This is a genomic window from Lentzea alba, assembly GCF_047445655.1.
Lineage (GTDB): Bacteria > Actinomycetota > Actinomycetes > Mycobacteriales > Pseudonocardiaceae > Lentzea > Lentzea alba_A.
Genome location: NZ_JAJAEG010000049.1, coordinates 1 through 11,987, shown reverse-complemented (window position 1 = coordinate 11,987; position 11,987 = coordinate 1). Strand labels below are relative to the sequence as shown.

Below are 11,987 nucleotides of genomic sequence, written 5' to 3'. Positions count from 1 at the left end.
TCCTTTCAGATGATGCGGATGCCGTGCAGCAGCACGGGATCCAGGTCGCCGGTCAGCCCGGAGAGTTCGATGGCGATGACCCTGGTGACCGGGCCCGCCGCGTACTTGAAGGTGGGGTCGTCGCCGACGAGCCGTTCGAACTCGGCGAGGTCGTCCAGATGGATCTCCATCACGACCCTGGTCAAGCCGGTGGCGCCATTGGGATGCACGATCTCGGCCGGGTGCCGCGGCGGGTCGTAGGGTGTGACCAGGAACGGCAGCTGCGGGTTGCGCGGATACGCGAACCGGAACGTGATCCCGTCCCGCTTCCAGCTGATGACCTTGCCGATCGGCACACCCGCGTCGGCGGGCTCGTCCGTCAGCACCGCGACGTCGCAGAACCCGTCGCCAGCGCGCGCCCAGCGGGCCATGCGCGTGCCGGATCCCTTGCCCCAGAACAGGTTGATGGGCCGCTTCAGCCACTCGGCCTTGCGCGGGGTGGTGAGCAGCTCGATGATCGGCCCGTCGGTGAACCAGATGTGCGCGTGCCGTTTGGACGCGTAGTGGACGACGAAGCCGAGCGCGCGGTAGTCGGCGACGGCACGGTCGAGGTCGGCCACCTTCACCAGAACATGACTCAGCACGCCAGCTCCTTCAGCAGGTCAAGGGGCTTCGGTTCGCCGGGGTTGATCAGTTCAGGCAGGCCGATCCGGGCGGTGAGATCGCGCCACACCGTCGACACGCTCAGCGCCCACTGACGACCGGCCGGGTCGTGCATGGCCCGCAGGCTCTCCGCGACGGCGTCCGGCCACAGGTCGGCGAACACGTCCAGGTACGTCACCGGCGAACCCACGACCTCGATGTTCGGCACATCCAGCCGGGCCGCGTCCATGATCAGCCGCCCGGTCTCGTCGCGCGGTGAGTGCAGCCGCGGGTTCCACAGCACCGGTCCGTGCGTGTCGGCGAGCGTCAGCACGCCGCCTTCACAGCCGACGGAGATCCGGTGCAGGAAGTACGAGTGGTTGTCCGGGTCGCCGGGATGCACCTGGTTCTGCACCCGCAGCGTCACCGGCACTCCACCGATCACCGCGTGCAGCGACTGGAAGGGGCGGCCGTCGAATGGTTCGCCGAACTCCCACGGGCGCAGGCCTCCCGCCACCCGGCCGAGGATGTCGATCAGGGGGTACAGCACCTGGCTGTTGCACGCCGCGTCGATGAACTCGATTCGCTGGTGCTTCCTGATCACCTCGGCTGCGGCGAGGAACTGCCGGACGGGCCGCAGGTTCGGGTACAGCGTGTTCACCGCGTAGGAAACACCACCACGGGCTTCCCGCAGCAGCGACGCGATCTCGTCGGCGTGCACAGGATGTTCCTGCAGGACATGGATTCCGCGCTTCAGGAACGCCCGCGCGAGGTCCGTGCCCGGTCCGCCGAGCGCACCGGACTTCACCACCACGCAGGCCACGTCGACGTCAGGCACGTCGTCGACCGACGTGTACAGCGGCACCCCGTACCGATCGGCGCACGCCTTCGAGTAGTCGCTGCCCTGCGCGAGAATGCCCGCGAGGTCGTCCCGCACCGCCTCGAGGTAGATCCGGCCGAACGCCGTGCCCGCCACCACTACGCGCATGACGGCACCAGGAACCGGGAGACGCTGCGCAGCTTCTCGACCGTCTCCTCCAGCTCACGCTCCGGCGTGGACTGCGCGACAATGCCCGCACCCGCCCGCAACCACGTCCTGCCGCCGCGGCGGTACACGCTGCGCAGCACCAGAGCCGCGTCGATAGCACCGTCGGCGTCCACCGTCAGCACCGCCCCGCTGTAGAGGCCGCGGTCGCCGGTCTCGGTGCGGCGGATCATGTCGCACGCCTCGGCCTTCGGGATGCCGGACGCCGTGACCGCCGGGAACAACGCGGCGAACGCGTCCCACGGCGTGCGCCCGTCGGCGAGCCGCCCGACCACGTCCGACGCCAGGTGCTGCACGCTGCCCCGTTCCTTGACCGACATGAAGTCCGTCACCCGGACCGTGCCCGGAGCGCACACAGTGGCCAGCTCCGCGGCCGACAACCGCACCGAGATCGCGTGCTCGAAGACCTCCTTCGCGTCGCGATAGAGCTCCTCCCGCCGCGCCACGTCGAACACCGAGTTGTCGAACGCCCGTGTGCCGGCCAGCGGCTGGGTCGCGACCTCGCCGTCCGCCGACACCCGCACGACGATCTCCGGACTGAACCCGGCTGCCTCCCAGCCGCCGAGCCGCAGCAGGAACGACCGCGCCGGATCGTTGCCCCGGCGGCCGGCCAGGTACGTCGACGGGAAGTCGATCTCCTCCTGCACCGGCACGGTCCGGGAAAGGATGACCTTCTCCAGCTGCCCGCTCCGGATCGCCGACACCGCCTCCGCCACAGCCTCGCGGTAACCAGCGGCGTCGTAGGTCTCGATGTCGACCTCGACCCGCTCGCCGGACGGCTCGGTGACCGTGACGTCGGCGAGGCGCTTCTCAAGCAGATCCAATGTGGACTCATCCGCCGAGCGCAACGCGGCCGCGCCCTCCACGAAGCGGATCTCGTTGCGCGGCACGGCGAAGTACGCCAGCGGACCTCTCCCGCCATGCGCCAGCTCGAAGCTCGCCCAGCCGTAGGCCCTCGGTGCGCCGAGGTCGCGCAGCGCCCCGCCGACGGCAGCCAGCCCGTCGAACCCATCGACCGTGATCACCGCGAGCTCGCCTTCGGCCCAGCACACGGCACCCCGGTTCTCGTACAGCACATGGGGTTCCGCGCTGCCTCGCGCCAGCGCCACCGCCGCGCCGAGCCCGTCGCCGGAGTGCGGAACCCGGCGCTCAACCGACGGTCTCACGATGCCTCATTCCTGTCTTTGTCTCGATGATGTCCAGCAGCGCGTCGCGTTCCGCGATCAGGTAGAAGTGCCCACCGGGCAACAGGTGCAGCGCGAACTCCCCGGTCGTGTGCCCGGCCCAGCGCCGGGCCTGTTCCGCGTCGACCTCGGTGTCCTCGGTCCCGATCACCGCCGTCAGCGGACAGCTCGGCTCGGGCCCCGGCGAGTGCCGGTAGGTCTCGGCGATCCGGAAGTCGGCGCGGATCGCGGGCAGGAACACCGAACGCGCCTCAGGGACGCGCAACACACCGCCGTCGGTACCGCCGAGCCGCACGAGCTCGTCCACGAGCTGGTCGTCCGACCACCGGTGCACGTCGCCACCGGGCGGGTCGGACGGGGCACGACGGCCGGAAACCACCAGGTGAGCCGGACCCACGCCGTGCCGGAACTCCAGCGCACGAGCCACCTCGTACGCGACGATCGCACCAAGACTGTGTCCGAAGAGGACAATCGGCAGATCCGTCGGCAAGGCCGCGGCGATCTCGCCGGCGAGGGCGGTGACATCGGCCGGAAACGCATCACCGAGACGATCCTCACGACCGGGGTACTGCACGGCGAGCACCTCGGCGGACGTCTCGTCACCCCAGGATCCGAAGAAGCTCGCAGCTCCCCCGGCATGCGGCAGGCACACCACCCGCGCCACAGCCTGCCGCTTTGGCGCGCGACAGCGTAACCACTCGTTCACTCATCCCTCTTTCGTCACTCAATAGGGTCATCCTGAATGGAAACGACAACGGTTGTCAATATCGCAGCCGCCACCACGGTCACCAGCCCACCGTGAGGACGCGCCCTCGACACCCTCGGCCTGCGCAAGGTGCTGCTAGCCGAACTCAGCCTCGCGACGGCGGGAATGACCGGGTTAGCAGTGGCATCGACAGCCGGGCCTGCCGCCCACCACGACCATGACGCTGATGCCGGCGACGCGATCACTGCTCTTCGGCGCGGGCATCGCCGCACTCCCGATCGCAGCCCTGGCCGCCGCGAGCACGACGACCACCTACGAAGCCGACCGAACCCGCACGATCGTTGCGGCACAAGGACTTTCCCTCGCACTCGGACCGGCGGCCGGTGGCGCGCTCCCGGTCGGGTAACTGTTGCTCCCGCTCTACCTCGCGGGCCTGCTCACGATCTGGATCTTTCTCACGGTCCGCCACCCACCCGTGGTCCGCGACACCGGTTCCCGCGCCGCCGGCGCACGCCCCTGGGAAGCCCACCTCTGGCCGCTGTTCGCCATCGGTCCTGCTGCATGTACCTGTCACTCGGACTCGTGCAGGTGATCATCGGATTCCTCGTCGCCGACCGGCTCCACCTCGACGTGAAGGCCACCGCGGGCGCGGTCGGAGTCGCGTTGTTCGTCGCCGGCCTCGTGCTGATCGGCGTCCAGGGCGCCGTGGTGCCCAAGCTCGGCTCGCCCGCGCTGCGCCTGATCCGCGTCGGCGCCCCGATCGCATTCGCACTGCCCACCGTCGCGGATCAGCTCTGGTCGATCGCCGCGACGTTCACCGTGCTCTCGATCGGCCTCGGCCTCGCGATTCCCGGCCTTACCACCGCGCCCACCCTCGCCGTCCGCCCCGGCCAGCAGGGATCAATCGCCAGCCTGATCAACGCCACCACCGGCGCGACCTTCATCGTGGTCCGCTGCTGGGCACCGCGCTCAACGAGGCCGCCCCAACGGCGCCAGTCATCGGGTCACTCGTCGTGGTCGTGATGGCCATCCGCCTCTCCTGGATCGCGCCGACCAGGACTGCCGCTGTCGCACCGTGACTGGCCCCTGCGGAACCCTTGGGTTCTAGTGGTCGTTGCAGCGCCTGAGTTGTTCAGGGGTTGTGATGTTCGAGGTCCGGGAGGACCGCTCGGAACGCAGGCGGCTGGATCGGGAACGAGCCGCATATCTTGATCTCGTGGCGGGTGGTGTGAGCAGCCGGGAGGCGTGCCGGATCGTCGGTATCAACTACCGGACCGGGAAGCGGTGGCGTAACGGCCGCACGGCGTCGAAGTGGAACAACGCGGCGCCCCCGATCACCGAGGTGGCCCCGCCAGTTGTGCGGGGCCGGTTTCTCAACGAGGACGAACGTGTCGTGATAGCCGACCTGCGCCGTGCCGGTGCCACGATGCGACAGATCGCCGCCGTGCTGGGCCGTAGTGCCTCGACGGTGAGCCGGGAACTGCGGCGCAACGCCCATCCGCGGACCGGTGACTACCGGCCTCATGCCGTACAGTCACGTGCCTGGGCGCGCCGGCCACGGCCGAAAACCGGCAAGATCGCCGCGAACCCCGCACTGCGCCAAGCCGTCCAGGACGGCCTGGACCTGCGGTGGAGCCTGGAACAGATCGTGCGACGCTTGCGCCGGGACTTCCCCGACCGTCCGGAGCTGCACGTGGTCCACGAGACGATCTGCCGGGCCCTCTACGTCCAGGGCCGCGGTGAGTTTGCGCCGCGAACTGGCCTCGGCGTTGCGCACAGGCCGGGCGATGCGCCGCCCGCACCGCCAGGCCCAGCAGCGTGTTCCGCGCATTGCCGCCCCGATGGTCATGATCAGCGAACGCCCCGCCGAAGCCGACGACCGCGCGATCCCAGGCCATTGGGAAGGTGATCTGGTCATCGGCAAAGACGCGAAATCCGCCATCGGACCCTGGTCGAACGCGCCACCCGCGACGTCATGCTCGTGCACCTGCCCCACGCCCGCACCGCGGACGTCGTCCGCGACGCCCTGATCGGCACCGTCCAGACCCTGCCCGCCCACCTCCGGCGATCGCCGACCTGGGACCAAGGCGCCGAAATGTCCGGCCACCCCGGCTTCACCGCCGCCACCGACATCCCGGTCTACTTCTGCGACCCGCACTCACCCTGGCAACGCGGCAGCAACGAGCACACCAACGGCCTGCTACGCCAATACTTCCCCAAAGGCACAGACCTCTCCGCCCACAGCCGCGAGCACCTCGACGCCGTCGCGGTCCGGCTCAACGGCCGCCCACGCAAAACACTCGGATGGGACACCCCAGCCGAACGCATGGCTAAGCTCTCACCCAAGCCAGTTGATCATCTGTGTTGCGACAACCCCCGGAATCCGCCACCGCCCGCACGGACTACCGTGAAATTCACCCCTTCAGCCGCATCCGTCACTTCGAGGAGGCGCACCACATGACGACCGCTCACGCCGAACACGCGACGCACGACCCACCCACGGCGACGGCTGCGGACACGTAGCCATCCCACACGGCGATCACGTCGACTACGCACACAACGACCACTTCGACGAGCACTGACCATCGACACGGCCCAGCAGTGCCTCGAGCGAGTGGTCGACGACCGACAACCCACGCCGAGCGGTAGTCACCTCGCTTCGCGAGTCCGCCATTGCGGCATAGCGGTGACAAGTGCCCGCATTCGGGTGATGCGGCTTCCTAGCGGCGACCTTCGCGCCAGACGGTGGACACCGAACGCCGTCGCCGGAGAGATCAGACGATCGCAGGAGGCCCAATGACGACAGAGACCAGTCCTCAGCCCCAAGCGCAGCTCGGTGGTTGCAGCTGCTGTGGCGGCTGCACCGGTCCCGGATGTGGATGCTGCTCCAGCTGCTAGATCTCCAGTCGCCGGCCTCGGCCATCCACGGCCGGGGCCGACGCACGTCGGCACCGGCATCCCTCACGTACTGACACCTGGCCTCGGTTTCTGTTCGCGGGGCGGATCACCCATCACAGGCCTGGCCACCGCCCGTCGTCCCTCGTCGGCCTGGACCGGCCTGCGCGACGCTGGCCCGTGAAATCATTTGCACCCAGGCCACGAGTTGCGCGTCACGTCGCGCGGCACCCACTACCGATCAAGGTGGTGGCATCGAGTTCTGTCACGCCCTCGGCCTGCAGCGACGCCGGGCCGATCTTCCGCGCGGTTTCCACCGTGTCCGCGGGCACCTTCGCCAGTGCCTGGGGAACCCGGACCCGATGATCACCAGCCACGCCGCCTCCGGTGTCGTCGTCTGCGCCATCTCGTTCATGATCACCTCGATGTCGGCCAGACCCGCTCGGTCAACCAGGCCGCGCAGGCGTCCGCCTGGTTGATCCGATCGATCAGGTGAGGCGGACGCGACCATCGACTCACCACGCCTGATGGTCAGGGTGCTCTTGGTTGCAGCGAGGTGGTTAGAGGCGGCTGGGCGGCAGCGAGAACGTCGGCGTGTCCGAACTGGTGGGCGCGTATGCGGTCAGCCGCTGCCGTACCTGTGCCTGGTCGCAGCCGGAGTCGTGACTGGTGTCGCAGCCGAGGTCCGCGTCGCTTGGCGCGGATGCGACGGCGGTACCGTCGGCCACGTCGAACACGAACGCGGCGACCACACGGGGCGCGGGCAAGACGTCTTCGTGGTAGGTGGCCAGTACGAGGAAGTCGTTGTCGGTGTTCACGCCGACCGACCATCCGCACAGCTCGTCCCACATCAGCGCGAGCTGATGCGCGGTCGGGCCGGGACCCCCGGTCGTGCCTCTGATCTGCTGCGGCAGCGGCAGATACGCGGTGGCTTCGGTGTCCCACTCGCACCAGCCCATGTCCAGGTCGGCGCCGAGCGCGGCCGCGATCAGTTGCACATAGCGGTGCAGGCCGCGCTGTGCCTGGTCAGTACTCAGGTCCATGACAACGTCCCCGCCGGTTCTCTCCGCGTCCATCACCACGCCCCACTCATTACCACGAAAGGCGTAATGCTAGCTCTGGTCGACCGGAGGCTCCGTGAGTTGATCACCGGATGGTGGCGTGTCGCGGTACCGGCCAGCCAGAGGCAGAGTGCTGGACGGAACCTGGGTCGGGCGTAGAAGGACGGCCTCGCGATCAGTGTCGACAGCGGCAATCCGCGCGCCCTGCTCACGCGCGCGATCCTCAGGCACCGCATACCGACCTGGGTCAACCGAGACAGGGCCCCATACCCAGCCTTGTACTTGCCCCGGTCTTCGTGCTGCGTCGTGTGGGTGGTCTGAAGCCCTTCCCTTCAGACCACCCGCACGCTGCCTCCCACGAGCGGGGCGAACATCGAACTGGCAACGGCGATGACCATCGCCGCGCACTCGCAGGCATGCCAGCCATGGCCAAACGGGTCATGATCAAAGGGTGGCTTAGCCCCCGATCCGGGTCCCCACGCTTGGGGAGTCGGGCACCGGCCCCACCCCATACCGGATTGAAGTCGGCAGAGTCGCACGGCGCGTGAGGAATCCCCTCGACACTCTCACCGCGTGTAGGCGGGTGCCTGGCGGTTCCGCAAGGGAGGCTGATTCGTGACAACCGCGTCCCCCCGGTCCACCAAGCGCCCGCCCTCACAGCGTCCGCCTCGCCTGGGTGTTTGTCCACAGCAGACACACCATCGGCGCAGTACCAGCACTGTCGCACCCGCGTCGCCGGCGCCTGGGCGGCTACAGCACGGCTCGTGCCCGCAGTGACACAGCCTCCGCCGGCGTGGTGGCGATCTTGTGACCGACGAAGATCAAATCCGGGCTGGTGAGGAAGCCTTGTTCTTGTCCACCAAGACCTGCCAGCCACCCTCGATCTCCAGGTCGCAAGCGAGGCTGGCGAGGGTGTCACCGGGTTGACGGTGTAGTCGCCGTGCGGGTTGCTTGTCGATCCCGCTGCCGGTGCGACCGGCGGCCGCACGGTGGCGGGAGCGGCGCCGCGTGAGGTTGGTGCGGCCTGGCGCGGTGACGGGACGTAGCCGTGGCCGTTTCGGCCGCGGGCGCTCCAGGCGCCGATGCCCTGGGTGCGCAGGACGTTCTCGGCGACCCGGATCTGCTCCTCACCGGCGGCGTGGGCGGCGCCGCCGTTGGCACGTCAGGTGCGCGGGGTGAATTGCAGGCCGCCGTAGTAGCCGTTGCCGGTGCTGGTCGACCAGTTGCGGGCGCTCTCGCATTGCGCGATCCGGTCCCAGTCGGCACCCGGTGCGGCCTGCGCGGCACCGGAGACCAAGCCGGCCATGACGGCGAGGGCGGCAGCGACACCTCACGCGACGGTGAACAGTTGGTGACGGCGGTTGGTTCGGTGAGACGTCATGCCCCCTGCCGACCCGCCGCACCTCATACTCCGGCTCGCCAGGGAATGCGCCTGGCGGTGGGTGGTTCCTGTCCCGTGGGTCACCTCTCGCTCGGTGACGCTGGCCGGGTGACCTGCGGACAGGACTCGGTGCTCGGTTCCCCGGTCGTGCTCCGGCCGGGCACACGACCCCGGCCGACACGGGGCCGTACGGACCCGAGACCAGCCCGGCGAGACGATCAAGAGCACCGTCCACACCACCGCGTCGACACCTGCTACGTGCGAGTTGCCCTGTTCATACTGGTCACAGCCTCACCACGACGCGAGATTCCGGGGCGCGGCGGACGCCGAATGTGGTGGCGCCAGCCGCTCTCGGGCATCGGAGAGCCGGAATTGAATCCGACGCCCCTTCGGATGGCCCTCAGCGCTGGTCAGGTGCATCGTCGCCGGCACGGCGGGCACGCTGCAACGGAGCGGTAGCGGCCCTGCCGTGCCAGGGAACCACGGCAGCTAAACCCGGCCGTCACGTCCGGCGGTTGTCGGCATAGCGAAGGCCAACAGCGACCGGCCGCGCACGCCCCCACCGGACCAGACCTGCCGATCGAGACCCTGCCGCCTCGCCGGCTCTGACCGTGAGCGCCACGCACCAGGCCTGCCCTCGACTGCGGGCGACGACACTGGCATTGCCGCGCGATCGGGTGAACGCGGTCAAGCCTCCCCGCAGTCCTGTCGATGATTCTGGTTTGAGACAGGCCTGGCCGGTGAACACGGTGGTGCACGCTGGGGCGCACGGGGTCTCGGGGCTGCCGTGAGCTGCAGGCGGCAGCCCCACCGAGACTTCTGGCACGCCGTGACGTTGTTGTGTGCGTGGAGGTTTGAGGACATGCGTGCCGATGCCGGTGACCGGCTCTGGATTCACAGTTCCCGTCAGGGCATGCCCGCCCGCGGCGGTCAGATCCTCGCCGTCCATGGAGGCGACGGTCGGCCGCCCTACCGGGTGCGGTTCGACGACGGCCACGAAACCATCTACGTTCCTGGCCCCGACTGCCTGATCCTGCCCCGTCAGCACGACGGCACCCACGACCACGGCTAAAGCTCGGACACATCGCGTGTCCTGGCCGCCTTGGGCGGGCGTCCGGATGATCACAACGCTCAGGTGTCGTAGACGGCAAGCCGCCGGGCCAGGCTGTCGTCGTCACCGCTGCACCGCAGCCGTGGGCGGTCCAGGCTGCCCGGCAGGCGGCCCCGCATGATCAGGTCGACGAACTCCCGCACCACCGCGGGCGCGGGCAGCACGTCACGGCCTAGCCACGACAGGGCGATCGGGTCGTCCGTCGTGCCGGTTTCCAGCGCCACACACCACCCGGACTCCTCATCCCACAACAACGCCACATCCCGATCCGGAAACTGCGCTATCCGCTGCTCGAGCGCGATGTAGGCGACTGAGGGATGCCCGGTGTCGCACCACGTCGCCTCCGGCAACAGGCCCAGGATCGCGGCCACGGCGTGCACGTACCCGGTCAGGCCGCGGCTGGGCAGCCACTCATCGCCGAGCCGCAGATCGTCATCGTCGAAGCCGAACACACGCGCCTCCGCATCCGGGCCCGGCCGTGCGATCGGCCGTGTGATTACGATGCCTGTCACCGAACACGACGCCACGGCTGCCGCCTCGTGACGCGTGTACTCCACTCGTGTATGGCACACCCGGACCCCGCGCACCGCATCCCGTCACCCGCGGATCTCGTCCATAGTGAACTAGCATCGCGGTCTGTGACAGCTGACGCGGCGGAGCGTGACCACGACGTGCTACGAGTGCTTGCCAGCGCAGTGGACGACGCCCTCACCCGGCTGTGCTCCGGTCCCCTCGGCCACGCCGGCGGCGGATCTCGGACCGATCCCGGTGACGCCGATGTGATCGAGGAACGAATCACGGAAACATTGCTTGCGTATCTGGCCGCGATCGCTCCGATCCAGGCCGAGCTGGCGGTACTGCGCACTGATCCGGCCACCGCCCCGGACGGGGCGTTCATGCGCGTGATGGCACTGCTGCAGTCGGCGTTCGCGCACCTGGGCGCCGATGACGGGATCGATGCCGCGATCACCGAGCTGCGGTCCGCACGACACCTGCTGACGGCGATCACCGGTAGCGCGGACGATCAGGTGGCGGGGTGAGCGGGCGCATCGTGTGGCCGGTGCATCGCACCGCACGATCGCACAATCAGCTGGCGGGCCTGCGCTGCCGCCCCGAGGTGCGGGTTCGTGCACTGGCTCTGCTCGCCCGGTGGGCCAAGCCCGGCACCGGCCGCGACGAGCTGACGATCATGATGGCCAACGCGGTCGAACTCACCGCCCTGCGCACCCTGCTCGACCACACCCGATAACACGCCGACCGCGGCGTACCGCGATCGCCCTCGACGAGCCTGTCGGAGCCGGGTGACGAGGCCGTGTGCGCATCCCTGACTGAACTTCTGAGGACAGCGCCGCCCCAGACCTGCTGCTGATCACGCGGCGCAGCCCGGTGGCGACCTCGGTGTTCGGCCCGAGTTGAAGGAGCAATGCGGTTGACCAGCGTGGACTTGCCGACGTTCGGCCGTCCGACCACCGCGAGCACCGGTTGCGGTGGCGCGGCCTCCTCGGCGTCGTCGGAAAGGTCGTCGAAGGCCGACCAGTCGGCCTCGTCCTCCCAGGTGCCGTCCAATCGGCTGGGGCTTCAGGGAAACAGGCATGGCTGTACGCCTTAACGGGCCAGGACAACTCCGAGTACCGGCAGGCCTCCGCAGCTTCACGCCCGCACGCGGAGCGGCGATGCTCGGGCGTCTGCTCGAGCACGGCAGCGTCGTCGTGCCCCTGGCCGACTGGACAACCTACGCCGACACCTACCCAGATCAGTTCACCCGGAACCTCCTGACAGAACTGGCGGTCCCCACCACGCAGGACGTGTTCGTGCCGCAAGCACGGCAGGCACCAACCGCAGAGCGAACACCATCTGGACCGGAGAAGAGCCTCACAAGGGACTGAGTCGAAAATAGCCGTCATGTCGCTGGGTCGAGAGTGACGCGGAAGCCGAGTTGGTGGAGCTGGGCGACGAGTCGGCGGGTGTGGCGGGTGGGGTCGC

Annotated in this window: 14 protein-coding genes and 1 pseudogene; 6 read left to right on the top strand and 9 right to left on the bottom strand. The window is 69.0% G+C overall.

Features of this window, described 5'->3' with window-relative positions:
- Positions 1 to 5: 5 nt before the first annotated feature.
- The 4 genes from LFM09_RS46270 to LFM09_RS46255 are packed head-to-tail and all read right to left on the bottom strand — an operon-like array spanning position 6 to position 3,514.
- Entirely contained in the window at positions 6 to 623 is a 618-nt protein-coding gene (locus LFM09_RS46270; RefSeq protein ID WP_414103020.1) for a VOC family protein, read from the bottom strand.
- Positions 617 to 1,609: a Gfo/Idh/MocA family oxidoreductase gene (locus LFM09_RS46265; protein ID WP_414103019.1), complete on the bottom strand. Its 993-nt coding sequence runs from the start codon at positions 1,607 to 1,609 to the stop codon at positions 617 to 619. The genes LFM09_RS46270 and LFM09_RS46265 overlap by 7 nt, the downstream gene beginning before the upstream one ends.
- Positions 1,600 to 2,832 (bottom strand): salicylate synthase, encoded by a 1,233-nt coding sequence (locus LFM09_RS46260; protein ID WP_414103018.1) that lies wholly within the window; start codon positions 2,830 to 2,832, stop codon positions 1,600 to 1,602. Before LFM09_RS46260 ends, LFM09_RS46265 begins: the two co-directional genes overlap by 10 nt.
- Positions 2,816 to 3,514, bottom strand: a complete 699-nt coding sequence (locus LFM09_RS46255; protein ID WP_414103017.1) for a thioesterase II family protein — start codon at positions 3,512 to 3,514, stop codon at positions 2,816 to 2,818. Before LFM09_RS46255 ends, LFM09_RS46260 begins: the two co-directional genes overlap by 17 nt.
- A gap of 268 nt (positions 3,515 to 3,782) precedes the next feature.
- Between LFM09_RS46255 and LFM09_RS46250 the strand changes: the two genes are divergently transcribed.
- The 3 genes and pseudogenes from LFM09_RS46250 to LFM09_RS46240 all read left to right on the top strand — a co-directional run.
- Positions 3,783 to 3,962 (top strand): hypothetical protein, encoded by a 180-nt coding sequence (locus LFM09_RS46250; RefSeq protein WP_414103016.1) that lies wholly within the window; start codon positions 3,783 to 3,785, stop codon positions 3,960 to 3,962.
- 155 nt (positions 3,963 to 4,117) lie between these two features.
- Complete coding sequence (locus LFM09_RS46245) at positions 4,118 to 4,579, top strand: hypothetical protein (protein ID WP_414103015.1); 462 nt, start codon at positions 4,118 to 4,120, stop codon at positions 4,577 to 4,579.
- Between the two features lie 205 nt (positions 4,580 to 4,784).
- Positions 4,785 to 5,894: pseudogene (locus tag LFM09_RS46240) on the top strand (IS30 family transposase); the annotation flags it as partial.
- A gap of 772 nt (positions 5,895 to 6,666) precedes the next feature.
- Here LFM09_RS46240 and LFM09_RS46235 read toward each other — a convergent pair.
- From LFM09_RS46235 to LFM09_RS46225, 3 genes are all read right to left on the bottom strand, one after another.
- Positions 6,667 to 6,828, bottom strand: coding sequence for a hypothetical protein (locus LFM09_RS46235; protein ID WP_414103014.1), 162 nt, complete (start codon positions 6,826 to 6,828; stop codon positions 6,667 to 6,669).
- Between the two features lie 183 nt (positions 6,829 to 7,011).
- Complete coding sequence (locus LFM09_RS46230; protein ID WP_414103013.1) at positions 7,012 to 7,494, bottom strand: DUF6292 family protein; 483 nt, start codon at positions 7,492 to 7,494, stop codon at positions 7,012 to 7,014.
- A gap of 1,180 nt (positions 7,495 to 8,674) precedes the next feature.
- A complete protein-coding gene (locus LFM09_RS46225; protein WP_414103012.1) occupies positions 8,675 to 8,818 on the bottom strand; it encodes a transglycosylase family protein in 144 nt (47 codons plus the stop codon).
- 937 nt (positions 8,819 to 9,755) lie between these two features.
- Between LFM09_RS46225 and LFM09_RS46220 the strand changes: the two genes are divergently transcribed.
- Positions 9,756 to 9,965, top strand: a complete 210-nt coding sequence (locus tag LFM09_RS46220; protein ID WP_414103011.1) for a DUF1918 domain-containing protein — start codon at positions 9,756 to 9,758, stop codon at positions 9,963 to 9,965.
- A 59-nt stretch (positions 9,966 to 10,024) separates the two neighbouring features.
- Here LFM09_RS46220 and LFM09_RS46215 read toward each other — a convergent pair whose 3' ends face one another.
- The gene (locus LFM09_RS46215) at positions 10,025 to 10,516 is read right to left on the bottom strand and encodes a DUF6292 family protein (protein WP_414103010.1); all 492 of its coding nucleotides are present in this window, start codon (positions 10,514 to 10,516) and stop codon (positions 10,025 to 10,027) included.
- Positions 10,517 to 10,642: 126 nt separating this feature from the next.
- On the opposite strand from LFM09_RS46215, the gene LFM09_RS46210 reads away from it, so the two are divergent.
- A complete protein-coding gene (locus LFM09_RS46210; RefSeq protein ID WP_414103009.1) occupies positions 10,643 to 11,044 on the top strand; it encodes a hypothetical protein in 402 nt (133 codons plus the stop codon).
- A gap of 46 nt (positions 11,045 to 11,090) precedes the next feature.
- Here the strand turns inward: LFM09_RS46210 and LFM09_RS46205 are convergent, their stop codons facing one another.
- The gene (locus LFM09_RS46205; protein WP_414103008.1) at positions 11,091 to 11,570 is read right to left on the bottom strand and encodes a GTPase; all 480 of its coding nucleotides are present in this window, start codon (positions 11,568 to 11,570) and stop codon (positions 11,091 to 11,093) included.
- Positions 11,571 to 11,596: 26 nt separating this feature from the next.
- Here LFM09_RS46205 and LFM09_RS46200 point away from each other — a divergent pair, with 26 nt between their 5' ends.
- Entirely contained in the window at positions 11,597 to 11,890 is a 294-nt protein-coding gene (locus LFM09_RS46200) for a hypothetical protein (RefSeq protein WP_414103007.1), read from the top strand.
- The last annotated feature ends 97 nt before the right edge of the window (positions 11,891 to 11,987 follow it).